Origin of the sequence: Levilactobacillus hammesii DSM 16381, assembly GCF_001434395.1 — a bacterium.
Taxonomy (GTDB): domain Bacteria; phylum Bacillota; class Bacilli; order Lactobacillales; family Lactobacillaceae; genus Levilactobacillus; species Levilactobacillus hammesii.
Window position 1 is genome coordinate 12,450 of the sequence record NZ_AZFS01000061.1, and the last position, 23,851, is coordinate 36,300.

The 23,851-nt window shown below is 51.5% G+C and carries 23 protein-coding genes; 9 read left to right on the forward strand and 14 right to left on the reverse strand.

Annotation, left to right across the window (positions count from 1 at the left end; translation table 11 throughout):
* Positions 1-282: 282 nt before the first annotated feature.
* Positions 283-1,365: a helix-turn-helix transcriptional regulator gene (locus FD28_RS08840; RefSeq protein WP_057734686.1), complete on the reverse strand. Its 1,083-nt coding sequence runs from the start codon at positions 1,363-1,365 to the stop codon at positions 283-285.
* Between the two features lie 153 nt (positions 1,366-1,518).
* Here FD28_RS08840 and uidA point away from each other — a divergent pair, with 153 nt between their 5' ends.
* Positions 1,519-3,324 carry a beta-glucuronidase gene (gene uidA / locus FD28_RS08845; protein ID WP_057734687.1) on the forward strand — a complete coding sequence of 602 codons (1,806 nt, stop codon included), beginning with the start codon at positions 1,519-1,521 and terminating at the stop codon, positions 3,322-3,324.
* A gap of 121 nt (positions 3,325-3,445) precedes the next feature.
* Here uidA and FD28_RS08850 read toward each other — a convergent pair whose 3' ends face one another.
* Both FD28_RS08850 and FD28_RS08855 read right to left on the reverse strand, forming a co-directional pair.
* Positions 3,446-4,204, reverse strand: coding sequence for a hypothetical protein (locus tag FD28_RS08850; protein WP_057734688.1), 759 nt, complete (start codon positions 4,202-4,204; stop codon positions 3,446-3,448).
* Between the two features lie 308 nt (positions 4,205-4,512).
* The gene (locus FD28_RS08855) at positions 4,513-6,450 is read right to left on the reverse strand and encodes an acyltransferase family protein (protein WP_083478156.1); all 1,938 of its coding nucleotides are present in this window, start codon (positions 6,448-6,450) and stop codon (positions 4,513-4,515) included.
* 612 nt (positions 6,451-7,062) lie between these two features.
* On the opposite strand from FD28_RS08855, the gene add reads away from it, so the two are divergent.
* From add to FD28_RS08870, 3 genes are all read left to right on the forward strand, one after another.
* Entirely contained in the window at positions 7,063-8,103 is a 1,041-nt protein-coding gene (add, locus tag FD28_RS08860; protein WP_057734689.1) for an adenosine deaminase, read from the forward strand.
* 78 nt (positions 8,104-8,181) lie between these two features.
* Positions 8,182-9,006, forward strand: a complete 825-nt coding sequence (locus FD28_RS08865) for a site-specific integrase (protein ID WP_057734690.1) — start codon at positions 8,182-8,184, stop codon at positions 9,004-9,006.
* Between the two features lie 67 nt (positions 9,007-9,073).
* Positions 9,074-9,931 carry a polysaccharide deacetylase family protein gene (locus FD28_RS08870; RefSeq protein ID WP_057734691.1) on the forward strand — a complete coding sequence of 286 codons (858 nt, stop codon included), beginning with the start codon at positions 9,074-9,076 and terminating at the stop codon, positions 9,929-9,931.
* Positions 9,932-10,315: 384 nt separating this feature from the next.
* Here FD28_RS08870 and FD28_RS13075 read toward each other — a convergent pair whose 3' ends face one another.
* Entirely contained in the window at positions 10,316-10,918 is a 603-nt protein-coding gene (locus FD28_RS13075) for a helix-turn-helix domain-containing protein (RefSeq protein ID WP_083478157.1), read from the reverse strand.
* Between the two features lie 349 nt (positions 10,919-11,267).
* Here FD28_RS13075 and FD28_RS08880 point away from each other — a divergent pair, with 349 nt between their 5' ends.
* Positions 11,268-11,552 carry a hypothetical protein gene (locus FD28_RS08880; protein WP_057734692.1) on the forward strand — a complete coding sequence of 95 codons (285 nt, stop codon included), beginning with the start codon at positions 11,268-11,270 and terminating at the stop codon, positions 11,550-11,552.
* A gap of 30 nt (positions 11,553-11,582) precedes the next feature.
* On the opposite strand, the gene FD28_RS13080 is transcribed toward FD28_RS08880, so the two are convergent.
* Entirely contained in the window at positions 11,583-12,215 is a 633-nt protein-coding gene (locus FD28_RS13080; protein ID WP_083478158.1) for a helix-turn-helix transcriptional regulator, read from the reverse strand.
* Positions 12,216-12,588: 373 nt separating this feature from the next.
* Between FD28_RS13080 and FD28_RS08890 the strand changes: the two genes are divergently transcribed.
* A complete protein-coding gene (locus FD28_RS08890; RefSeq protein ID WP_057734693.1) occupies positions 12,589-14,310 on the forward strand; it encodes a hypothetical protein in 1,722 nt (573 codons plus the stop codon).
* Positions 14,311-14,422: 112 nt separating this feature from the next.
* Here FD28_RS08890 and FD28_RS08895 read toward each other — a convergent pair whose 3' ends face one another.
* Complete coding sequence (locus FD28_RS08895; protein WP_057734694.1) at positions 14,423-14,806, reverse strand: hypothetical protein; 384 nt, start codon at positions 14,804-14,806, stop codon at positions 14,423-14,425.
* A gap of 270 nt (positions 14,807-15,076) precedes the next feature.
* On the opposite strand from FD28_RS08895, the gene FD28_RS08900 reads away from it, so the two are divergent.
* Positions 15,077-15,631, forward strand: coding sequence for a L,D-transpeptidase (locus FD28_RS08900; protein ID WP_057734695.1), 555 nt, complete (start codon positions 15,077-15,079; stop codon positions 15,629-15,631).
* A 124-nt stretch (positions 15,632-15,755) separates the two neighbouring features.
* Entirely contained in the window at positions 15,756-16,028 is a 273-nt protein-coding gene (locus FD28_RS08905; RefSeq protein WP_057734696.1) for a type II toxin-antitoxin system RelB/DinJ family antitoxin, read from the forward strand.
* 215 nt (positions 16,029-16,243) lie between these two features.
* Here FD28_RS08905 and FD28_RS08910 read toward each other — a convergent pair whose 3' ends face one another.
* The 8 genes from FD28_RS08910 to FD28_RS08945 form a co-directional block, all read right to left on the reverse strand.
* Positions 16,244-17,698, reverse strand: coding sequence for a MucBP domain-containing protein (locus FD28_RS08910; protein ID WP_057734697.1), 1,455 nt, complete (start codon positions 17,696-17,698; stop codon positions 16,244-16,246).
* A 240-nt stretch (positions 17,699-17,938) separates the two neighbouring features.
* Positions 17,939-18,946 (reverse strand): aldo/keto reductase, encoded by a 1,008-nt coding sequence (locus FD28_RS08915; protein WP_057734698.1) that lies wholly within the window; start codon positions 18,944-18,946, stop codon positions 17,939-17,941.
* A gap of 48 nt (positions 18,947-18,994) precedes the next feature.
* Positions 18,995-19,651, reverse strand: a complete 657-nt coding sequence (locus tag FD28_RS08920; RefSeq protein WP_057734699.1) for an antibiotic biosynthesis monooxygenase — start codon at positions 19,649-19,651, stop codon at positions 18,995-18,997.
* A 30-nt stretch (positions 19,652-19,681) separates the two neighbouring features.
* A complete protein-coding gene (locus FD28_RS08925; protein WP_083478159.1) occupies positions 19,682-20,269 on the reverse strand; it encodes a maltose acetyltransferase domain-containing protein in 588 nt (195 codons plus the stop codon).
* A gap of 10 nt (positions 20,270-20,279) precedes the next feature.
* Entirely contained in the window at positions 20,280-21,200 is a 921-nt protein-coding gene (locus FD28_RS08930) for an amidohydrolase family protein (protein ID WP_057734701.1), read from the reverse strand.
* Positions 21,201-21,211: 11 nt separating this feature from the next.
* On the reverse strand, positions 21,212-21,853 hold the full coding sequence (locus FD28_RS08935) for an NAD(P)H-binding protein (RefSeq protein WP_057734702.1): 642 nt from the start codon (positions 21,851-21,853) through the stop codon (positions 21,212-21,214).
* 193 nt (positions 21,854-22,046) lie between these two features.
* The gene (locus FD28_RS08940) at positions 22,047-22,421 is read right to left on the reverse strand and encodes a MerR family transcriptional regulator (protein ID WP_057734703.1); all 375 of its coding nucleotides are present in this window, start codon (positions 22,419-22,421) and stop codon (positions 22,047-22,049) included.
* Positions 22,422-22,452: 31 nt separating this feature from the next.
* Positions 22,453-22,830 carry a DUF2255 family protein gene (locus FD28_RS08945; RefSeq protein ID WP_057734704.1) on the reverse strand — a complete coding sequence of 126 codons (378 nt, stop codon included), beginning with the start codon at positions 22,828-22,830 and terminating at the stop codon, positions 22,453-22,455.
* A 118-nt stretch (positions 22,831-22,948) separates the two neighbouring features.
* Here FD28_RS08945 and FD28_RS08950 point away from each other — a divergent pair, with 118 nt between their 5' ends.
* Entirely contained in the window at positions 22,949-23,830 is an 882-nt protein-coding gene (locus FD28_RS08950) for a LysR family transcriptional regulator (RefSeq protein ID WP_057734705.1), read from the forward strand.
* The last annotated feature ends 21 nt before the right edge of the window (positions 23,831-23,851 follow it).

Genomic DNA, 23,851 nt, shown 5'->3' on the forward strand with positions numbered 1-23,851 from the left:
CATGAACTAATTAGCAACTTCTAAGAAACGCAAAGAAACCTTAACCTACCAGCCATTGTGACAGGGCGTGTTGTAATTGTAATATTATAGATGACAGTCTGAGCGGTTCAAATCACTTGCGATTTGAAGGCCCCATTCAACCTAAACGGCTAGCGTATTTTACGCTCATTTTCTCCGCTTTTGCCGGTTATGCTGTTTCAGCATAACACGCCAACACGGCTTTCCCTAGAATTATCGTTTTGCCCCCTAAGTGGTTGTGCCCCACCACTTCGCGGCCGCGACCTATTCCCGAACGGCCGGTTCACTTCCCCGCAGATAGGCCAGGGGGGTGATGCCCGTGTAGCGCTTGAATAGTCGATTAAAGTAGGTCACGTTGTTAAACCCCACATGAAAAGCCACATCCGTTACCGACTCCGGACGATGGCGTAAGTATTGCTGGGCCATGGTAATCCGATAGCGGTTAATGTAGGTAAAAACGGTCTCGGTGGTCTCCTGCTTAAATCGCCGCGACAGGTAGGTGGGCGCCGCCTGGGCCGCTGCCGCAACATCTGCTAGGCTTAAATCCTCCTGATAATGGCGATAGATGAACTGCAACGCTTGGTTCACCTTTCGACTGTAATGATTATTCCGCCGCGCGGCCACGATAGCGCAGTACTGCGTGGCCATCTCAACCGTGAGTTGCTGGTGCCGCTGCAATGACGTCAACTGCTCAATTTCAATCGCATAGTGCGTCGAGATGCGGTCCAACACCACGGGGCTAATATTGCCGCGTTCCGCCGCAATCCGGCACATCGTATTGAAGACGTAGAGAATATTTTTTGCCGAACGCAGCCGCCGATTAGGCACCCGTGAGAAAAAGTCCTCAATCCCAATCGTCGTGGTCGCCGCCGCAATCATCTGGGGTAGTCTTTCAACATCCCCCTGCGTAATGGCCGCCATTAGGCGATTCTGATTGGCATACCGCCGCGCAATCAAGTCATCATTGTCACTGTCGGTCGCGGCCAGATCCACCTGCAAGGGGGCCACCTTGAGATGGTCATCATGAATGGTGACCTGTGCTTCCGACTCAATCAGACAGGTCACCATGATCCGTGCCAGGCTGCCACTCTCGGACTCACAGGGCCCCGCAATCAGATAGCCTTGCAGGTGCTCCTCTGAAAAAATCCCCACCGCCAGAAAGTCCCCCTGGGTGGTGATTGCCCGTTCAATCCGATGCCGCGTGGTCGGCAATTCGCGAAAGACGGGTAACGGTGCGTCATCCCCAGACAGAGATACGGTCGCCAATTGTGCGTCACACAGCCGCATGGACACCCCACTGATACGGGCTAAATCCACCATTACATTTTCCGTGTCTGCTAAATTCATCCGCGTGCCTCCTGCAATTTGAAAATTAATTTCACCAAAAGTTAGCATAGTGTCTAAAACCACAATATCGTTAAAGCTAATTTCGTAATTCTAGTTTATTCTTCTTGTAAGCGATTGCAATAATAATCGACAATAAAATTAGGAGTGATTTGAATGTTATACCCTTTGATGACCGCAACCCGTTCCGTGCTCAGCTTAAATGGCATCTGGTCCTTCAAGATGCAAGCCGCCGGTGACGTCATCGACCCCGTCGCCCCACTGAAGACGACCGAGGTCATGGCCGTGCCCGCTTCCTTCAGCGATCAGACTGCGAACCCCGAGATTCGTCAACACAGTGGTTACTTCTGGTACGAACGGGACTTCACCGTGCCCGCAGCTCTGATGGACCAGCGGCTCAGCCTGCGCTTCGGGTCCGCTACCCACGAGGCTTGGGTCTTCGTTAACGGCACCGAAGTGGGCCATCACAAGGGGGGCTTCACCCCGTTTGAATTACCCATCAATGACACCGTTCATGCCGGCACAAACCGCGTCACGGTCAAGATCAGTAACTTGCTTGATCATTCCACGTTACCCGTCGGCAACTACACGGAAACGAAAGACGCCGCGGGCAACGTCATCCCCCACGTCGACGAAAACTTCGACTTCTTTAACTACGCCGGTCTCCACCGGAATGTGAACCTAATGGCCACCCCTTGGAATCGCGTTGAAGACGTGGTGATTACCCCCAAAATTGACCTAGCCACTAACAGTGCGGACGTTGCCGTCACCGTAAAATCCACGGCCGCCGCAACCGTTAAGGTCACCCTCTTGGACGAAAACGAAGCCATCGTCGCCACGGCCGAAGGTGCTGAAAACACGATTCACCTCGATCACATTCACCTCTGGCAACCCCTCAACGCCTACCTCTACCAGGCCCGCGTTGAGCTTTTTGACGGCGATACGCTCATCGACAGTTACACGGAACCTTTTGGGATGCGGACCGTGGCCATCGACTCTGGAAAGTTTCTGATCAACGGCAAACCTTTCTACTTCAAGGGTTTTGGTAAACACGAGGACTCCTACGTCAATGGGCGAGGGTTGAACGAAGCGGTTAACGTCTTGGACCTGAACCTGCTCAAAAAGATGGGCGCCAACTCGTTCCGGACCTCTCACTACCCTTACTCCGAAGAAATGATGCGGCTATGTGATCGCGAAGGCATCGTCGTCATCGATGAAGTGCCCGCAGTTGGCTTGATGCCCGACTTCAACTTCGACGTTTCCAGTGCCTTCAAGAATAATGACAATCCCTTCTGGTCCACCGTTCAGACCCAAGCGGCGCACAAACAGGCTTTGGAGGAAATGATTGGCCGCGATAAGAACCATGCTTCTGTTGTGATCTGGTCCATCGCCAATGAACCGGCAACCTTCCTGCCCGGCGCCCACGACTACTTCGAACCGCTCTTTAAGCTCGCCCGGCAACTCGATCCCCAGGACCGGCCTTGCACCTACATCAATATCATGATGTCCACGCCGGATCGCGACAACTGTTCCGACCTCGCCGACCTGTTGACGTTGAACCGGTACTACGGCTGGTACATCCAAACGGGTGACCTCAAGGCAGCCGCGGCCGCTGAAGAGGCTGAGCTCCGCGCTTGGCAAGAAAAGTGGCCGGACAAACCCATCATGTTCACTGAATTTGGGGCCGACACGGTTGCCGGCGTCCACAGTGCCTACAACGAGCCCTTCTCCGAGGAATACCAAGTGAACTACTATGACATGAACGCCAAGATCTTCGATAAAATTGATAACTTCGTCGGCGAACAGCTCTGGAATTTCGCGGATTTTCAGACCAAGTTCGGCATCAATCGGGTTCAAGGTAATAAGAAAGGAATCTTCACCCGGTCACGGGAACCTAAGGCGGCAGCTATTTGGCTGAGCCGGCGGTGGAATGGGATTCCGAACTTTAACTACAAGAAGTAACAGAAAGGCCTTCAATGCGGTGCTCTTCCCCCCATGCTTCTAACATTGACCGCAATAAACCGCAAAAAAACGGGTGGCCCGCAAGCCATCCGTTTTTTCAAATTATACTGGAGTCTCTTACTTAGTCAGCTGCCATGAATTTCCCAGCAGTCAATTGAGAGGCTAAGACCCAGCCCTTAGCGTTGCCGCCGGTCACGTAGTCGTACTTAACGTTCTTGTTAGCTTTCTTGATGGTGATGGTCTTGGTTGCGTAGAAGGTCTTGCCTTGTGGTAAGACACCCTTCTTCGTTAACGTAACCTTAGCCTTATCAGCAGCGAACTTGCCGGTGTAAAGTGCTGGTTGGTTGCCCTTGAAGTGGAACGCACTCTTCTTCAGAGCCTTGGTGCTAACCAGCGTGTAGGTCTTGCCTGCAATTTTGTCAGCAGCTTTCTTAGCGTCAGCCTTGCCATCAGCAGCCTTGAACTTGCCAGCCGTCAGCTTGGAAAGTGCTACCCAGCCTGCTGTCTTGCCGTTAGCCGTCTTGATGTAGGCGTAGGTCACCTTCTTAGCCTTAGTGGTCTTGGTAGCCTTGACTTTAACCACAATCTTCTTGGTTGCGTAATACGTCTTGCCACCTGCCAAAGTGCCTTTCTTGGTCATGCTGACCTTAGCTTGGTCGGCTGCAAATGCTGCGCGATACAGTGCTGGTTTGCCACTCTTTACGTGGTAAGCCGCTTTCTTCATAGCTTTGGCACTGATCAAGGTGTGGGTGACTTTTTTGGCTGCTGGTTTAGCAGCCGCAAAAGCAGTCAGCCCGTCGTTTGCGGGGGCAATGGCACCCAACCCCAATGGTAATACCATAGCCGCTGCTGCTGCGATCATTGCAACTTTTTTCATCATAACAATTACCCCCCAGTAAATTTTCGAATTCATCCCTGAACTCAATTGGTATCATAACACGGTCTTTTTTAGGGTGCAGAAATGATCTCCCAATTTAATCAAAAAAACGCGAAAAACCGGTGCGCCGAGGTAAATTCAGGCAACTAACGTTACGCCCCGTTATTGGTGTTTCTCCCCAAAAATCGGTGGTGGCAAATGAGTGGCGCTCACGATAGTTTGGCGGGCAAATCCATCATGATGATCCTAAAAAAGCTCTGCACAAGCGGAAGTTCTCGCCTTCCGTTCGTGCAGAGCCATGTGACACTGATTTAGTTATTCGCCTTCGCAATCGCCTTGGCAATTAACGACGTGTAATGCCGGTTCCCATAGTCATTCGGGTGGACGTGATCGCTAACGAACCATTTGGGTTGGTTCTTAGCGGCCGTGTACCAATCGACGACGTGGACGTTGTGGTACTTATCCGCCGTCTTTTGAATCCGATTGTTTACGGAATTTTGCCACTCACGCGTTGGTACGTGGGCGGTTACCCAGAAGATCTGGTGATTAGGCCCGATGGCATGAACCATGTCGTCAGCCTGTTCCGGCGTGACGTAACCGTTCGTTCCAATGTTAATCAACACATTCTTCGCCAGCTGACCCTGCTGTGCCATGCTGGTAATAATGTCCTTCATATCTGCTGCTTGTCGGCCCACCTTACCGTTAACGATGGCGCCAGGGAAGACATCCTGCAGGTCACCCGAGTCGTCCAGCAAGACGGAGTCCCCGATGGCGGTTAGCGGCGTTTGTTTACTATTCAAAACCTCTTCTGGCGTCAAATAGTAGTACTTGGCCAGCTTCTTATCCGCCTTTGATAACTTCGAGAAGGCCACCGCCTTGTCATGTTTCTTCTTAGAAGAAGCCGCGGCCAACGCCTTTTGTTTCTTCACCGCCTCCGCGTTCTTCTTCTTCGTGGCTGCCTGCCGCGCCGTAATGGTCTGCTGCAGTGCCGTTGGTTTAGCCGCGGCGGGTTGTTGAACAAAACCGACTGCCGTCAGGCCAAACAGCAAGGCCGCAATCACGCCGAGCGTGTTGGCAAACCGGTGAGCGCGTGGCTGTTGTAGGTAATGAACAACGTCGGTGGTCAATTGCCCGTAGTGATAATGCCGCATTGGATTTTCAATCCACCGGTAGCTGATTTCCGTCACCAGCATGATCAGAGCGACTTCAATCAGCGCATGAAATAGCGGGTGGTTCCCAATATTGATTTTAGACTCGTAGAAAATCATCACTGGAAACTGGTACAAGTAAATCCCATAACTGCGTTTCCCAATGTAACTAAAGACGGGGTTCGTCAGGACTCGGTTCATGTCACTTCCCGGATGGGCAACGGTTCCCACTAAGATTCCGGACAGCACCGTAAACCAGAACATCCCACCCCGATAAGTGCTAGCCGCCTGGCCATTCATGGTAAAGAATAGGTAAACCAAGGCCAACAGTGAGGCCCCACCCAAGATGTCCAACGTTAACCGTTGATTGCGACCAATTGTGGCATTTAATTTGTGCGCTGGCCAGACAAAGGCCATCCCCGCACCAATCAAAATGGCAAACATCCGGGTATCCGTTCCGTAGTAAGCCCGGTTAGGATTGTTGGGGCTGTAGAGCATGGCCATGGCAATCGCCGAAGCCACCGCAACGGCCATCAGAATAGCCAAACGATGCGACTTCTTATTGACAAAAAGCAAGAGGCCCAAGACGACCAACGGCCAAACGAGATAGAACTGGCCTTCAATGGACAATGACCAGAGGTGGGTAAACGGCGACTCCCCGCTGAATCGATCAAAATAGGACTGGCCGTGGTTAATCTCAAACCAGTTGTACCCATAGATCAGATTGGTCAGCACCGTTCCCCGAATGTTAGCTAATAAGCTTCGCTGGAATAACGTGATGTACGCCGTCGTTCCCAGAATCATCGCCACCAACGCTGGATACAGCCGCTTGACTCGTCGACCGTAAAACCCAACAACGTCAATTCTATTTGTCGTATCAAATTCTTGAATCAATAAATATGTAATCAGGTAACCCGATACCACAAAGAAGATCGGCACCCCAAGGTACCCGCCTTGCAGCGTTGACGGTGCCAAGTGATAAATGATAACGCCCAAAACAGCCAGTGTCCGGATACCATCGAATCCGGTGATATAGCGCCTCTTCCCAGTTCGCTGCTGGCGCAGCCCCATGCGCGTCAGCTCCGTGTTAAAATGATTCATTGCAATTACTCCTTCTCTTCTGCGCTTCTGTTGCTCCCCCAAACTAATCAGTTACTGGTTGTTTAAACCTTTTCGCTATTAAACGTATTAATATTGATTATTAGAATTGGTTTGTTTCATTAGCTCACTATCACTTTAAGGCGTGATTGCCCTCGTATGATTAAATCAATTCTATAATGTTTTCCCGCGATTAACAATGTATTTTACCTAATTTTCAAAAATGTAAAATTTGCCATCCGGCTGACATGCCATTACAGTTTAAAACGTTGTCAAATCGCCGTTGAGAGCACCCCGTTTGTTTAGTGACTTACCTTTCGGAATCGCAAACTATTGGAAGCAATAATGGTTCGCTAATCGTTAAAATCCGGTGACCCTTTTTCTCATAAAATAGCACCAGCGCATAGGGGAAACCGCCGTATTTTTCAAAAAAAGTAACACATCCCGCCATGCTGTGAAAAATCCCTTGGCCGGTTTGGTCAACTTTAAGTCAGCTCACCAAAAAGACGCCATTAAAGTTGACCAGCGGCTGAATTATCCGCAGAGTAGTCGATTAGTTAAGCGCTATCATGTTATAATTAAAGGAAGTTACATATTCCAAAGGAGGACCTTGCCATGTCTCAAGTTAACCCTTTTACCGCAGACGCCGTACGCCACTATCCCAAAGTTGAGTTGCACTGTCATCTCGACGGATCGATCTCGCTACCTGCGCTGCGCAAAATGGCGGCCGTTACCGGTGCCGAGTTGCCAGCCAGCGACGCAGCGCTCCGGACATTGGTATCGGCACCCATTGATACTGTAAGTTTAATCGATTACTTAAAACGGTTCCAAGTCGTCACCGACCTCATGCAAACCCCAGAACAACTGCGGATTGCGGGTTACGACATGGTGCAAACCGCCGCGGAGGATGGCCTGATTTACTTGGAAACCCGCTTTGCCCCCGCCATCTTCACGGAAAAGGGCCTTTCCATTCGTGAAGCCATTGCCGCCACGCTAGAGGGCCTGCACGTGGGCGCCGCCGAGTTCGGCATTCCCGTTAACGCCATCATCTGTGCGATGCGTGACCGCCCGCTGGACGAATGCATCGATGTCTTCCAGACCGCAGCCGAGTTTAAGGACCAAGGCGTCGTTGGCCTGGACTTTGCGGGCGATGAATACAATCATCCTACGATCGACCTGGTTGACGCGATTCGCGCGGGCCAGGCAACCGGCCTCCCCTTCACGATTCACGCCGGTGAGGCTGGTCCCGTGGACAACGTGGTCGTGGCCCTGACGATGGGCGCCAAGCGCATCGGTCACGGCGTGCACATGAGTGGCTTCCCGGCTGCGATTGCCCAGACTAAGGCCGCCGGTGCCACCGTTGAGATCTGCCCAACCAGTAACATTCAGACCAAGGCTGTTGAAAGCTGGAGCGACTTCCCCCTCTCAGAATTTCTGAGTGCCGGGTTGAAGGTCACCGTGAACACGGATGACCGCACCGTCTCCAACGTGACGTTGACTGATGAATTTGTCACGCTGCGCAAACAGTTTGGCCTGGATTGGTCTCTAATGGAACGGCTGACGCTCAACGCGATTGATGCCGCCTTCATTGACGAGTCACAGAAAGAAGCTTTACGTACAAAGGTACTAGCCGCCCGCAAGACCACCACGGCTTAACCCTCTGTTCTTCGACCACGACCAGATCGTGGTCGAGGGCCTAAGTTAACGTAATTTTTAGCAAAGGAAGTGTTGCTCATGTCCCAAACTTATCCCTATCAAGATGCCTTCAACCGCACGCTACAACAGCGGGCCATGGCAACAGCCACGCAGGACGAATACAACGCGACGTTGACGGACTTTTTCAAATACCTGGAAAACTTTAACCCAACCTATCAACGCGATCACCGGGTCAATCAACTTCAGACCCCCGACGTTGAGCAGTATCTGGGCATGTTGGTTGATGCCCGCAAGATTCAGAATCAAACCTATAATAAGGTACTGTCCCACCTCAACGTCTACTTCAAGTTTCTCTTCTCCCACAGTTGGACCCCTTACCTGCCAACCTTGGATCTAAAGAGTAAGCCCAAGCAGGCCGCCCAACCCCTGAACTACCACTGGGTCGATGATCTGGACCAGCTACTGGCCGATCCCCGCCTCCACGTGTATACGCGGTTAACCCTCCTCCTCATTGCCCACGGCTACCCGGTACAGGCTTTTCTCCAACCCAACTTCACGGCGCAACTCAAAACACAAGACTGGTCCGCTCCCGCTCAGCAATTTCTGCGCGAACTACAGGACTTTCTGGCCCCCCTGCAGCAACGCTTCCAGTCCTCGGATTGGTTTCTAAAACAGCGAGCGGCCGCCGATCCCCATCTCACACTGCCGGGACTACACAAATACCTTAAACCCGACGAAGCCATTGCCGGATTCGCACTGAGTCCGACCGTCCTGTACCAGGGTTATTTAATTAACTATCTTCGGCGCCATCCCCAACTGTCCGACCGCGACGTGATTGCCGCGCTCCACCTCGAACCGGATTCCATCGACTATTATCGCCGATTAGCCCAACGCGCAGACTAATTACGTGCCTCTGAGCGTTAAACCCCCTATACTAAAAAGTAAATTGAATAAATTTGGGGGAATCATGATGAAACACAAATGGGGAATTTTGGGGAGCTGTCTGGTTCTAATTGCCTTACTAGGCGGTGGATTTCTATGGAGTCAATCACGGTCGCACACGACCAGTCGACCGGCGCGGCAAAACCGGGTGAAGTGGCAGGCTACAGAATCGAAGCCAGTCAAAAAGGCGGCAACTGCGAAACCGTGGATCAAGTTAAAGCAGCCTTTAAAGTTACCAATTTTAATGTACCATAGCATTTCTAGCGGCAACCAACTCCGGGTGCCCAAGAAGCAATTTGCCAGCGAGATGGCCTACTTAAAGCAACACCACTACCGGACACTCACCACGACTGAGGCGATCCGGGCGCTCACGACCAATTCGATTCCACAGAAAAAGGTCGTCTGGATCACGCTTGATGACGCCTACAAGGATAATCTGACGAATGGCCTGCCAGCACTGAAGAAATACAAGCTACACGCGACCATCAATGCCATCACGGGCTTTACCCACAAGCACAATCACTTGTCGCTAGCCGAGATGAAACGGATGAAGACCACTGGCCGGGTCGACTTTGCCAGCCACACCGTCCAACACCTGAATCTCGATGAACTGACGGCGGCTCAGCAAAAACAGGAACTGGTCAACTCCAAGCGATGGTTAGATCAGCACCTCAATCAGAAGACGGAGATGCTGTGTTATCCAGCGGGACGGGCCAACGCCACGACCCACCGTCTGGCCAAGCAGAGTGGCTACCAGATTGCGCTAACCACGCAGGAGGGCTTTGCCACCATGAAGCAGGGGCACTACAACCTGTCACGACTGCGGATTACGCCGGGAATGACCACGGCCACTTTCGCGGATCTGATTGCGGTGACCAATCGTTAAGTTTGAATAGGTATCATAGAGCGCACCATAATGGCCAAAAACCAACTTTTTTTCAGAAGGGCTAATACTTCTGAAAAAGTTGGTTTTTTTGAGTGATGTCTCGGACCCTTTTGTCTGCCAGCCCCATCAAAAAGTTTTGACATAAATGTAAGCGGTTCCTATTGTGTCGTATCAGCGTTCAGCGTACAATATAGGTAACGATAACTGTTCGGCATGCAAGGAGGTCTTGACAATGGGGAGCATCGCAACACTCGTGACCTGGTCATTCATGATTGTTTTAATTGGTGCAGAGATTGTGCGCGGGATTTTTATGTTTAAGCGGTAATAACTATGACTTACGGGTACGGCCGGCCAGTTGTGTCGGCTTTTTTGATAGGCTTGAGTTTAAGCGCGTTCCGGAGCCTTGAAGTGTCCAACCTCGACGCAAAAAATCGCTATCCAACTAAACACAGCCACTATGGCGAAATCTTCGATCCATCCCGTCTGGTGGTTAACCCACACCCAAACTAATCCGATAGTGGTGATGCTGGCAATCAAATACTCCCGCCAACACGTTTGCCGCCAGCGGGTATACCGATCAGCTTGTCCTAACTTATCGGCAAAGTCATTCAGTCGACTCAACATCGTAGTATTGATAATCGCCACGACAAGCAAAACACTTACTGCTAAATTGATATGATCCGCAAAAATACAAGCCGGTGCCGCCATAAAATTAATCCACGACAAGTTGCGAATGGTGGGCTGAATCTCTTGTAAAACTTCCGGCTTGCGCAACGTATCCGTCATGCCCTCATCTTCCTTGAGCAGTGTATCTAATGACAAATGGTAAAAGTCACTCAACGCGATAAGACTATCAATACTGGGATAGCTATTTCCCGTTTCCCAACTGGACACCGTCTGCCGTGAGACATGCAAGACCTCTGCGACTGCTGACTGTGTCAAATTTTGCCGTTGCCGTGTTTGTTTTAATCGTTCCCCGAATTTCATGATGGGCCCCCTCCGATAATGCCCATAGCATAGCAAAATTCCGCTAGTTTGCCTAGCAAATGTTCTAAGCAACGTTGATTTACCGGGATTTGTGTCTTGATTATGCTTGGATATGATTATCCGTTCTTTCTACAATTTGAGTTTCCTCAAACCGAACCTAATCACAAAATGAACAGCGTTTTCATCCGCTGACTGCTGAGCCGTTCCACAAGTCATTCTTTACAAAATTCTTTGTAGGAGACTTTGTTTGACCCTCAATCTTTTTCAAGTTATTCTGAATCTACGTTCAAATCAGCAAAACGATTAATCTTCAGCATCAATTCTAAAAAATTGCCCGGAGGCCGTCACCATGTATCACACGCAACTGCCACTCTGGCTATTTGTTCTGATTCTTTTACTCGCCCTTTTGATCCGATTTGGGGCTCTACGGCTGGCCAAGTCACACCCCCGCATTCACACTTTTGTTCACAGCCACTGGCCACGAACCCTAGTGATTCTGACACTCTCCGTGCTGGCCGTTCTCCTTAATTTCAAACACCTGACCCTGACGATCATCTTCTGGCTAGTCTTATTCAACGTCATTTTGGATGGCCTTCTTTTTTGGCTAGATACGTCAGCGCGTCCTAAAGATTAAACAAAAAGTCACCACGAGATCAGGCCTGGCCTATTTCTTGACTTGCTTCGCTTCCTGTAATTTAAGGCGGCCGATAACCCGGGACATCCCCAGCATCAAGAACGTCAGCCAACTCACCAAGGTGAGCGTGACTAAATTGCTGGAAACGATGGCTGACACAGACCACCAGTGGGTCCCGATTAACGCGAGTGTTGCCATGATGCCACTCACCAACTCTGGCAGCCACCCGCTTTGCCACCGCTGTTCCCAGACCGGCAACGAACTAAGTTGCTCCTCAAACCGCTGTAAAAGCAAAAACCCGACCAAATTGGCCAAGGTAGCCGCGATGATCACCCATCCGCCTAACCGACTGGGTAAAAAGAACGTCAACACAACGATAAATAAAAAGTTTAAAATCAACATGACTTGGTGGATCGGTCGTAGCTTATTCATCACCGCTGACTTACGCAAATAACCCAACATGCCCGTATCTTCCTTAATCAGAATATCCAAGGACACCCCATAAAAGCCGCTGAGCACCACTAAGCTATCAATATCCGGATAGCTCTTCCCCGTCTCCCAACTTGAAATCGTCTGCCGCGAAACATTTACCCGCTTGGCAACAGCCTGTTGCGTTAAGTGATGGTCAGCTCTCGCCTGCTTTAATTTTTCACCTAATGTCATGACATGTCCCTCCCCGTACTGTTGATTTAAGCATAGCAAACAACCCCAGCTTTGTCGCGCTAAAATTGCTTGCAATGCTGATCTGACAAGGTTCAACTCCCCCGATTAATGATTAAAAACTATCCGTTCACTCAACCAAAACCTGATGGTAACCGACTAGCCATCTGCAAAGTCTTTGACTGTCTCCCCGTAAAGCGTTACCATTTTTGCCCGCAATCCTGCCATTTCCCTTTAGTCGCTTACATAAATAGGGTAAACTAGAGAAGGTTACTATTTTTTACATATATCGATGGGGTCGGTTAACTGATTTTACCGTTAGCCACATCCCACGATTTGGCTTCTTCTCTAGACATATTTGGAAAGGGTTTATCTCATGTTACTAGTTGCTTTCTTCTGTACCCTATCCGCCTTTATCATGGCGATTATGGGAATTGTTCAACGGCCCCAACACTTACAAATGCTGGCGGGCATCTATATCGTCTACTACATCATTGCTATTGGTGTCGTTTTCGTCATTCTTCCCAGCAAGGCGCTCTTTAGCCTAATTATCATGAACGTCATCAGTGGGGTGCTGTACCTGCCCTTCTTGGCGCTCAGTAGTCCCAACGTGGAGGTCGAGGGTGGCTCCGGCCAACGGCCTCACGTGCGCAGCCGCAACAAGGGTCTGAACATTGCCGCCGGACTGTTGGCTTTGCTCTTCGTCATCAGTTTATTTGGGGCCGCCCAGACCAAGTTCGGCGTGAAGCCGGTCTACAACTCCTTAAAGATCAAGACGATGAAGACCGCGCCCCTGCTGGACAAGGACGCCACGCCCATTGCGATTGCCCCCAAGACCGTTCGGAACAAGATGAACAAGGCCATGAGTGCCGTTCCCAACACGTCTTACTACAAGTTGGGCGCCCTGCAGACACAGGTAGTCAAGGGCAAGACCGTCTACATTGCCCCGGTCGAATTCGACGGTTTCTGGCGGTGGCAACGGGCTAGACAATCGCCCGGTTACTTTATGATTGACGCCACCAACGTGAACGCCGAACCGCATTTTATCAAGCAATCCATGAAGTACACCCCGAGTGCCTACCTCTTTGAAGATGCGCAACGGGTGATCTACAACCGTTTCCCTGGTTGGGTTCAGGAAGGTCAACCCCAGTTGGAAATCAAGGACTCCGGTGAACCTTACTTCATCCAGACCGTTTACAAGGCCCGCGGTGTGTCTAGCCGGATCAACTACAAGAGTCTCCATGTAGTCGTCTTAAATGCCAAGACTGGGGATACCCAGCTCTATACCGCCGCCGGTGCACCGAAGTTCATTAACGAATCGATTGCTTCGTCAACCGCAGCCGAAATGAACGAAATCTTCGGTTGGTACGGCAACGGCTACTTTAACGCCCACTTCAACAAGACCGGCGTCAAGGACCCCAACAGTAACGGGACCGAAGATGGCGTGACCCCGGTCGTGGACAAGCACGGGAATATTTCTTATTTCAACGACTTCACTTCGCCAAAGACCAGCGCGGACTCGACCATGGGTTACTCCATGATTAACGCGCGGACGGGAACCCTGACCTACTACACCGGTAAAAACATCGGGGTCATGGACAGTGACGGGGCCAAGAAGATTGCCGAAAAGGAATACGTGGCCCAGAAATGGTCCGCCACGATGCCGATCATGTACAACATCGACGGCACCCCAACCTGGGTCGTTTCACTGCTAGACTCCACGGGGGCCTTCCGAAGCTACGCCTACATCAAGGCTGCCGATCAAAGCGTGAAGGCTTACGCCACCACGGCAACCCAGGCGCTCGACCAGTACCGGGTGCAACTCGCCACGGTCGGGTCAACGGCTAGCTCCACTACGAACTCCAAGACCATCAAACTCAAGGGTGCCGTGGAACGGGTCGTCGTCATTCCGAATGGTGACAACCAAAACGTCCTGTTTGCCGTCAAGGGTAACGATACCCTCTGGACGGTCGGTACCGCCGACTACCCCAAAGCCGTCTTAATGAAGACCGGCGATCAGGTCAAGCTGACCGGTCGCGTTAATGAGGCTGCTAAGACGGGGACCGTTGAGTCTTACACGAACCAGACGTTTAAGTAACCTTGCAACGTCGCTACTGATTTCAAGCGTGATGCCACGTGTTCACTAGCTGATATTTCCTCAAAAAAATGGGATGACCTCCGATACACGCAGAGGTCATCCCATTTTGTAATTAATTCTTTTTTAACTGCCTTTTCTCAACAAAGATATCATGCACAATCGCCACGAAGCCCACCACGATACCGGTACATACCACATTCACCACCCACCAGAGCCAAGATAGCCAGCCGGTCAAGGGTGTCGATACTGCCCAGAAGAAGGCCAGCACGCCCCACCCGATGATCCCCAGGATAACACTTGCATAGACGCCGTATTTTCCTGTCCACATTCTTTTAGGCTGTTTGATGGCATAAGCAACCACCCCTAACGACATGATCAGCAGCACTGCGGTGATTAGAAGCTTTATCACCAGTGACCCCCGCAAATTCAGTCCAAAGAATAGGGGCAAGAAGATGCCAAGAAAGATGAGGCTGTCATTTTTAATTGATAACGTCATGGCTTTGACCACCTTTAAAGCGAATGATTCGGCCGTACTTAACGTCCAGACCAGCGATTCTAACGCGAGTTTCCGATCAGGTTAAGGGCCTCTCTCTAAAACGATACCCTTTTAAGTCTGTGGTTGCCAGTTGTATTTTACGAACCCTGCCAGCACACAAGCGCCATTCAATCACTCGAATAACCATTTCATTGATTATTTATTCTCCAGATTGACAGTTAAGTTTCCTCCTTATAGAATTAATATTGTAATTCCATAAGGAGGATTTTCATGCATCGATCAAAAATACTTATTGCCAGTTTATTAGCTCTTTTTAGCCTAGCCGTTGGTTTGACTACCATCCCAGCGATCGCTCAACCAACCACTGCCAGTGCTAAAACCACGAAGACCCCGTCCTGGAAGTTACCTTCCGAGACCAAGGCCTATCCCAACTTGAAGAAGCACAAAAAGGCCTTCATCAAGGTTTCCATCGCCAAACAGCGCGTGTACATCATGGCTAGCAAGAAGAAAGTGCTCTACACCATGATCTGCTCAACCGGGAAGAAATCCTCGCCAACGCCTAAGGGAACCTTCCACATTCAGAATCGGGGGACTCATTTCTACAACGCCAGTTCCAAGGAAGGCGCCAACTACTGGACATCCTTCAAGGACTGGGGAACCTACCTTTTCCACTCCGTTCCCGTCAACAAGCACGGTAAGTATGTCGTCAGTGAAGCCAAGAAACTCGGCAAACGCGCCAGTCACGGTTGTGTGCGCCTGCGTGTGGCCGATGCGCATTGGATTTACAGCCACGTGCCTTACAAGATGAAAGTTGTCATTCATTAACGGTTAGAAGAACCGGTATCACTCGCAAGCTGGGTGGTGCCGGTTCTTCAATCATGAAATTTATAAAGCGAGTAGCCAGCTAAAGTCCCTCTACTGTGTTACATTGTCATTGGAGGGGATCATCATGTCAAAAGACACGACCTTAACTATCCGTTTGAACAAAGACGTTAAAATACATGCTGCCAAAGTTGCCTCAAGCATGGGACTCGATTTAGGCACAGTTATTATTATGTTCTTAGTGGAGATTAGCAAAACGAACAAATTGCCGTTTACACCAACCGGCGATCCGGAATTCCCCGATATTTGGAATGACGACTCTCAAGACATTGCAAAGTTTAACCAGCAGATTGGCATAGCCGATGATGGAAGAAACTTTGGAAAAGAAAACCGCGATTAAAGAGCCTCTCCTTTACTGGCTCAATATAGCACCACAAACGTCTCAAAAATAGCATCCAGTAATATATTAAAGGAACTTCGATCACGCGTTGTTAAAGTGATCGGGGTTCCTTTAATTTTTATGCAAAACTTATGACTCGTGCTTTCCAAAAAGTAAAACAACCATGTCATCACACCCTATAACTAACACCCTGTTGCGCAAGATGTCGTGACTATCTACCCACGCTTTAACTTTCTTAAAAGCAACGGCATATTCGCCAGTACCAGAAGCCCCAAGCCCAGCACGCTTAACCAGGGATTAGTCCGATCGGCGGTTTGTGGCAGTTGCGCGCTGCCCTGTGCCTCTTGATGATCACTAGCGGTTTGGGCCGCCTTAAAACTGGCCTGCCCACTCACCCGCGATGAAGTTGCCGTTGCCGCCCCGTTGGCACCGTGTATGGCCTGTTTACTCCCCGTTAACAACCTATCGTAAATGACGCCATTCTTCACCCGAATGATGTGCCGACTACCATCTAACAAAGTGACCGTGACCTTTTGCCCCTCCGCTAAGTCAAATTTTTGCGTATGATCCCCGCTGATGTTACTAATCATCTCCACTTCAATACGTTTGCCATTCTGAGGGAACGTAAACATCAGCAGTGTGTGACTCGCCTCATTCTCATCCAGCTCGGCGTAGCGTAAGACGCCATTGGGATCCGTTGAATAATGGATCAAGCTGTCATTTTGACGATTAAAGACTGTGCGAACACTTAAGCTTCCATAGGAGATCGTCACATGACGTGTTTGATCACCCATAATACCGGTCAGAGACTTGGGCAACTGCTTCTTAATCACATAAAGCCCATCGTCCTCGAAATTCAAAACGGGAATCGTGTAAGGCTGCCCATAAGGAACCTGCAACACCTTCGTTTTCCACGTTACTGCGCTTGATTTGGTGCCGGCAAAAACCTGATCGCTAGCGGAAAGTTTAACCTGGTACTTAATCTTAACTTGGTAAGTTTTGGTCTCATAGTAAAAGTAAGCGGCCGCTTGATCTGAATAGGTGCCCGTGGTAGTCACTTGATTCACTAGCCGATAATGCCTAATCGCTTTGGGGGTCGCGGCATAGGTCTGCCCCGTCGTCACCGACAACTCATCATCCGGTGCTAGTCTATGGGTGGTGCCCTTTTGATAATAGTGGACCGTGATTGTCCCGGCGGTTGGAGCCGTGGAAGCTGAAGTCACCCTCTTATGGGATGGCGAATCGTCGGTCGACTGTGAGCGTACCGCCGCAGAGTCGCGCTCTAAATCAGACTGCTGCTCGCGCTGATTTGTTGGATCGGTACCTGTCCCAGAATCCGCCTGTTTCTCAGTATTTTGTGTCGTCTCCTCACTTGGAACACCCGCCAAATCGCGCTTAACTGGCGTTGTTGGTAACCCACTTGACCGTGCTTGCTGGATTGACTGAGAACTGGCTGCAGCCACCACCGGCTTGCCGCTGGCGGACTCGCGGCTTTGGCTCGTCACCTGTTCCGTTAATGCCCCGGTTGCATCCGCTTGCGCTCGAACGGGTTGCATTTGGCCGAGCGAGAAGACGACCAGCGAAACCCCTAATAGGCCCCAGTATGGCCACCTCCAGCTATCGGTGAAACTTGCACCCCTATTGTGCATCCCCTGTGACGTCTGATTCATGCTGAACTGCCTCCAATGTCAACCAGACAAGCCTGTCGATCTATCCGGTTTAACCGATGTGTGATCATTTCCCTATCTAAAAACTATTCTAAAATGTTTGAGAAGTCAACATTAATTGTGAAAGATGATTCTCTTTGAAAAATATCATTCGGCAATCCATTTGAGAGCCACCACGCAATCCAGGACAACAAAAAGTTGGTGTCACGCCTATCTGGGATAACACCAACTTTCTCATCTCTATTAACGTTGATAATCCGTCTCTTCCGCCGTCAACGGCCCGACCAATTCATGCGGACGATACGGCGCTTCCAAATAAGCCACGTCGTCCGCATTCAGATGCACGTCCAAGGCCTTGACCGCGCCCGTTAAGTGTGACGATTTGGTGGCACCGATGATGGGTGTCGTGACCGTGGGCTTCTGCAACAACCAGGCCAGCGCAATCTGGACCCGATCCACACCATACTTCTCGGCCAGTTCACCGACCCGTTGAATGATCGGTAAATCCAGCTGCTTACTGTCGTCATACTTCGAGCGGGCCACTGCATCGGTCGCGTAGCGCTTGGTCTCACCCGACCAATCCCGCGTCAATCGACCCGATGCCAAGGGGCTATACGGCGTGACCGCAATCCCCTGATCGGCACACAACGGCAACATTTCCCGTTCTTCCTCGCGATACAGGAGATTGAGATGATTCTGCATCGACACGAATTTGGTCCAACCGTGCTGTTCGGCCACGGCCTGAGCCTTTTCAAATTGCCAGGCAAACATCGCGGACGCGCCAATGTAGCGCACCTTACCCGACTTGACCACATCGTTCAGCGCCGACATGGTTTCCTCAATCGGCGTGTTGTAGTCCCACCGATGAATCACATACAGGTCAACGTAGTCCGTTTGGAGGCGCTGCAAGCTCTGATCAATCTGTGAGAAGATCGCCTTTCGCGACAGCCCGGCCACATTGGGCGCCTTTTCTGGGGTGAAGAACACCTTGGTGGCCAGGACGATCTGGTCTCTGTTGGCCAGTTTCTTCAAAGCCCGACCGACGAACCGTTCACTGTCGCCGTGCGAATAGATATTGGCGGTATCAAAGAAGTTAATGCCCAAATCCAACGCCTGCTTGATGACCTGTTCGCTCTGTTCCTCGCCAACCGCCCAGGGAAACATCCCCGTCGAGGCGTTGCCAAAGCCCATCGTTCCCAAGCACAACCGGGAAACGTCCAAACCCGTATTTCCAAATTTTGTATAATCCATTCTGCTGCTTCTTTCTAATGTCTCGCCCATTGCTTCATGACACCTATCTCAGCCACGAAAGGCCAATCCACCTTGATTCACCAACGTATCCGCCCCTAACACCGTGGTCTTCGTCGTCTGAATCAGAGACTGACTCGCCAGCTGATACTTTCTGAACGCCGCCGTCTGGTGATACCGCTGATCAGCGAGCTGATCGCGATAAACGGTCAAGATCACCCATTTTTCTGGGGCGTCAACCGCGTAACCCACGACCAGCGCCAACAGCCCCGGCTGAGCGGCCATCGTCGCCAGGACCAGGGACCGATAGTCCGCCGTTTTACCCGGCAGCACCGTGATCTCAGTCAATTGAACCAACGGATTGGCCAACTGATCGGCCCCCAGTGGCTGCCCCGTCCATAACATAACCGGCGTCAGATTCAGGACCGCCTGTTGCGTGACGGCTTCCTTGGCGACCGCTCTAAAGGCCTTAAATTGCGGCGATTGCGCGTGGATGGCATAACTCGCCGCATCGCGATAGACTTCGATCACCCGATTTTCCAATCCCACCGGATCAACGTGCGTGGCGTACATCGCCAGGGTGCCCGCTTCATTTTTAATCGAGGTGCCTAAGTTATGCCGACCAGCCGCCACAAAATTCTCACGCTGGGCGGCCGTGATGCTTAACTTAAACAACCGCAAGAGTGGTGCCGATTCGTTTGTCTTCATGGCGATCACTTTCCCTTTCAGTATGACCGATTAGCGTTCTAACGGTGGCAAGGTTTCGATCGTTCGCGCCGGCACGCCACCAACCACGGTATTGTCGGGCACGTCCTTGGTGACCACGGCGCCAGCCCCGACCACGACATTGTTGCCAATATGGACGCCACCGATCACCGTGACATTGCCAGCAATCCACACGTCGTTACCGACCGTAATCGGCTTGGTGGTCGTGATCAGGTAGCGCGAACCATCCGGACGGACACCAAAACGTTGGGTCGCATCCAAGGCATGTCCGCCGCAGTACAACTTCACATCTGGGGCGATGATGACGCGATCGCCCAGAATAATGTGATTGGAATCCTGAAAGGTACAGCTACCATTGATAAAAACATCGTCGCCCACTTGGATGTGCACTCCGTAAACGGCGCTAATTGGGCCGTTGATCGTCAACCGTTGTCCAACCCGACCAAAGAAGGCGTGCATCGCGGCCGCTCTTTCGGCCTGATCACTGGCCGTATTGATGATCGCCAACCGCTTCCTACCCTGCGCGATCAAGTCCTGTAACTCGGGGGCGCGGTAATCGTAAGCCTCGCCAGCTAATAATTTTTCGTGTTCTGTCTTCATCATTTCGCTCCTACTGGCGAACCGTCGTCATCAGTGTCCGCCAATTTTCTTGGAAGATCCCCTGTCTTTGCGGCGCGGTGATGGCCATATCCTTGACGGCTTGTTCGATCACCACCGTGGGTCCCAGTGGCGGGATGCCAAACGGCGAGTCCGTTCCGAACATCACGTGATCGTCACCGAAGAAGTCCACCGCCAGCTCCAACGCCTTGGGATTGCCCAAGATCGCCGTATCCACGTAGAACTTTTGAAAGTCCGCGTAGTCTTCCGCCGACTGAATGTACTTAATCCGTTGGCTGAAATACGGCACCATCGCCCCGGCGTGATGAACGATCACCTTGAGTTCGGGGTACTTGCGGAAATATTTAGCCGTGACAATGCCAGACATCGCTTGCGTCAACTCATACTCCCAGCTGAACGTCAGATTGTTATCTGGGCGTTGCAGATTGAAGACAGGGTGGAGCCAAATTGGCACACCAACCGCCGCCAATTTGGCAAAGATCGGTTCATACGCGGCATCCGTAATTGGTTTGCCTAGTGCCTGCGTGAAGAGCTGCACCCCAACCAGCGCATCGCTGTGCACCACCTGTTCGTCGATAATTTTTAGCGCTGCCGGCACATTATTCATGGGCAGCATCGCCACCCCCGCCGGAAAGACGTCCCGGTTGGACCGAATCAGGTCAGCCAATTCGGCGTTACCCGCGCGACAGAGTGCCGCCGCCTGCTCCGGATCCACAAAGTCTTCCGGATTGAGATTGACCATCGACAGAATCTGTTGATGATCCGCCGGCAACGACTGGCGATGCGCCGTAAGGTCCGTCAACAGCTGATTCTTCATATACGGGAACTGATCCAAAATGTGGGGCTGGATCGCGTCCATCTGCGCCAAAAATTTCGGCGGTAGTACGTGTGCAAAAACATCAATGACCGTCATTGGGCATCCTCCTAAATCCAGCTGGGTTGGTCGCCCTCAGTGCCGGCCTTGTCTAGCCCCACACTGGCGTTGCGATACGTCTCTGGCTGGGTAATGACCTTCAGGGCAAAGTCGGCCACGCTCTTGCGCGATACTTCGGTTCCCTTGAAGGCTTCACCTAACTGCGTTTCTTCATAATCAATCTCGTCATGATCCGTCAGCCAAGCGGGCCGAATCTCCGTGTAGGTCACGCCGGAGTCGGCTACCAATTGCGCCGTCTTCCGGAAACCTGGTAGAAAGGCCGCAATGGCTTGTTCGTTCCAATCGCCAAACTTTCCGGGCACCTCATGATGGGCCCCCAGCGCACTGATATAAACCAGGCGTTGCTTGCCGGTCTGGTGCATCGCCGTCAAAACACTCTGCGTCTGTTCGGCGAGATCCGGACCGCCTAAGTTGGAATAGACGATGTCGGCGTCTGCCATGGCCTTAGCTACCGCTGCAGTATCCTTGATATCACCATCCACTAACGTCACACGATCATTCGTCGCGTACCGGTTCAACCGGCCAGCATCACGCAAGAACAGCGTCAGCGTATCCGTTGTTTCTGCCAATAGGCGATCAGTTAACAATTGTGCCATTGCGCCGTGAGCACCTACAATCATTACTTGAGTCATTTGCAAAATCTCCATTTCATTTGATTTAATCACTAAAGGTTACAAGCTCCAGTGTACCGGTCATGTTGCCTACACTGATTACTAACGAAAAAAATCGGGTTTTAGTCTCATACTATTTAGGCATATGGTCCTTAATGATGCCGCGTACACGCATAACTAAGACCCCTCATGCTCCCATAGGGCCTGACATCGCTTAGTTCGTTCCACTTCCCACCAATGGTCGTTCCGAATCCATCGCTAACGTGTCGATCTTAAGATCCAGGTGATTCAGGGAAGCTTGCAGACGGCCAATCTCCAGTCGTAGTTCCCGGGCGCGGTCCCGTAGGAGCTGTTGCCGCGCGGCAGTCGATTCAGCCTGGTTTTCCAGTCTGAGCAACTGCTTAATTTCGGCTAAGGTGACGCCACAGTCGCGCAGGTCTAAGACTTCCCGCAGCTGATTGACGTCGGCCGCCGTGTAGTCGCGAATGCCACTGATGCGCGCCACGGGAGCAATCACACCAATCTGCTCGTAGTAGCGTAGCGTCCAGGTACTGGTCTGTAGCTGTTTTGCCGCTTCATTGATCTTCATCCTGAATCTCTCCTCTCACGCTTGCGTGATTCTAATCCGCCGGCATAATCTCAACGGTGGCCGATTGGGGTCCGGCCTGCAACATCGGCAACAGGTAGGCGCTCCCAGCGTATTTCTGCCGGTAGGCCGCATCAACGCGTGCCGTGATGCCCGGCTGTTGGGTAACCGGCGTAAAGGTCACCCGGAAATTTTTTCCTGCCAAATGAATCCAGCCGCCCCCCTGTTCAATCGCGGCTCGATACCACGAGGACTGTTGCCCATTCCAGGCCCGAGCGTACAGGTGATCGGCAACGACGACCGACCAAATCCAAGTCGGTGTGCCGCAAGTTTGACCATCGCCATAGAAGGGGGATACCCGCAAATCATCAGCCGTCGCAAACTGGGCCAGTCGCTGCGTCGTCCATTGCATGACGCGATCAGCTCCTTTCGTTTCTTTGTATAGTCCTATCTTATGGCTTGACTTTTCATATGTCTAATGCTTAGATTAAATCAAAATCTATACAAATTAGTTATAGGAGATGTCGGCTATGGAATTACGTGTGCTCCGTTACTTCTTAATGATCGTTCAGGAAAAAAATATTAGTAAGGCCTCGGCGCGCCTCCACGTGTCACAACCCACGGTATCACGCCAGCTCAAGGAACTCGAGGACGAGCTCGGAACCACCCTCTTTGAACGGGGCAACCGTACCATTCAGCTCACCCCGGATGGGGCGTACTTCGCTAACCAGGCCCGCCAAATCCTGTCTTTGACGGATAAGACGCTCGCCAATATTCATCAGGAAAAAGACATTAGTGGGTCCGTCTACGTGGGGAGTGCCGAAGCCCGCAGTATGCTGACCGTGGCCCAGGCCCTCGGCCAGCTCAATCGACGTCACCCTCACATCCAGGTCAACCTCGTCAGCACCGATGCTTCGGATGTGCACCAGCACTTGGTCTCCGGCGTTTTCGACTTCGGGGTAGTCATGCAACCGATCGATAAGTCCGACTACGACTTCATCCGTCTCCCGGGCGAAAGTCGTTGGGGCTTATTGGTTCAAAATAGCTCCCCCTTGGCGCAACAGGCGACCGTCAGTCTCAAAGATGTCGCCAACTCTCTCCTGATTTTGCCCCAACAGGGAGGAAGTGCCCGGATTCATGATCTCTTTGGCCTCACGCAGGCCGACTTAAACGTGGTCGCCACCTACAACTTGCTTTATAACGCCTCACTGTTAGTTTCGGCCGGCGTGGGTAATGCGTTGGGCCTCGACGGGATTATCAACACCAACCAATCCGACCTCACCTTCGTGCCACTGACCCCCCGGACCTCCTCAGGCTCGAGTTTCGTCTGGCTCAAGGGGCAACGGTTGTCGGCTGCCGCCCAGGCCTTGTTGACACAGGTCCAAGCCGAATTGGCCCCTACGGCAAATTAAACGGTGGGTCGACCGTTGAAA

Coding starts and splice junctions, on each gene's coding strand:
- add (WP_057734689.1), top strand. CDS start 7,063: ATGTCTCAAGTTAACCCTTTTACCGCAGACGCCGTACGCCACTATCCC.
- FD28_RS08945 (WP_057734704.1), bottom strand. CDS start 22,830: ATGCAATGGACGACGCAGCGACTGGCCCAGTTTGCGACGGCTGATGAT.
- FD28_RS08850 (WP_057734688.1), bottom strand. CDS start 4,204: ATGATGAAAAAAGTTGCAATGATCGCAGCAGCAGCGGCTATGGTATTA.
- FD28_RS08950 (WP_057734705.1), top strand. CDS start 22,949: ATGGAATTACGTGTGCTCCGTTACTTCTTAATGATCGTTCAGGAAAAA.
- FD28_RS08940 (WP_057734703.1), bottom strand. CDS start 22,421: ATGAAGATCAATGAAGCGGCAAAACAGCTACAGACCAGTACCTGGACG.
- FD28_RS08925 (WP_083478159.1), bottom strand. CDS start 20,269: ATGAAGACAGAACACGAAAAATTATTAGCTGGCGAGGCTTACGATTAC.
- FD28_RS08880 (WP_057734692.1), top strand. CDS start 11,268: ATGTATCACACGCAACTGCCACTCTGGCTATTTGTTCTGATTCTTTTA.
- FD28_RS08870 (WP_057734691.1), top strand. CDS start 9,074: ATGAAACACAAATGGGGAATTTTGGGGAGCTGTCTGGTTCTAATTGCC.
- FD28_RS08930 (WP_057734701.1), bottom strand. CDS start 21,200: ATGACGGTCATTGATGTTTTTGCACACGTACTACCGCCGAAATTTTTG.
- FD28_RS08840 (WP_057734686.1), bottom strand. CDS start 1,365: ATGAATTTAGCAGACACGGAAAATGTAATGGTGGATTTAGCCCGTATC.
- FD28_RS08905 (WP_057734696.1), top strand. CDS start 15,756: ATGTCAAAAGACACGACCTTAACTATCCGTTTGAACAAAGACGTTAAA.
- FD28_RS08910 (WP_057734697.1), bottom strand. CDS start 17,698: ATGAATCAGACGTCACAGGGGATGCACAATAGGGGTGCAAGTTTCACC.
- FD28_RS08865 (WP_057734690.1), top strand. CDS start 8,182: ATGTCCCAAACTTATCCCTATCAAGATGCCTTCAACCGCACGCTACAA.
- uidA (WP_057734687.1), top strand. CDS start 1,519: ATGTTATACCCTTTGATGACCGCAACCCGTTCCGTGCTCAGCTTAAAT.
- FD28_RS08895 (WP_057734694.1), bottom strand. CDS start 14,806: ATGACGTTATCAATTAAAAATGACAGCCTCATCTTTCTTGGCATCTTC.
- FD28_RS08935 (WP_057734702.1), bottom strand. CDS start 21,853: ATGACTCAAGTAATGATTGTAGGTGCTCACGGCGCAATGGCACAATTG.
- FD28_RS13075 (WP_083478157.1), bottom strand. CDS start 10,918: ATGAAATTCGGGGAACGATTAAAACAAACACGGCAACGGCAAAATTTG.
- FD28_RS08855 (WP_083478156.1), bottom strand. CDS start 6,450: ATGAATCATTTTAACACGGAGCTGACGCGCATGGGGCTGCGCCAGCAG.
- FD28_RS08915 (WP_057734698.1), bottom strand. CDS start 18,946: ATGGATTATACAAAATTTGGAAATACGGGTTTGGACGTTTCCCGGTTG.
- FD28_RS08920 (WP_057734699.1), bottom strand. CDS start 19,651: ATGAAGACAAACGAATCGGCACCACTCTTGCGGTTGTTTAAGTTAAGC.
- FD28_RS13080 (WP_083478158.1), bottom strand. CDS start 12,215: ATGACATTAGGTGAAAAATTAAAGCAGGCGAGAGCTGACCATCACTTA.
- FD28_RS08900 (WP_057734695.1), top strand. CDS start 15,077: ATGCATCGATCAAAAATACTTATTGCCAGTTTATTAGCTCTTTTTAGC.
- FD28_RS08890 (WP_057734693.1), top strand. CDS start 12,589: ATGTTACTAGTTGCTTTCTTCTGTACCCTATCCGCCTTTATCATGGCG.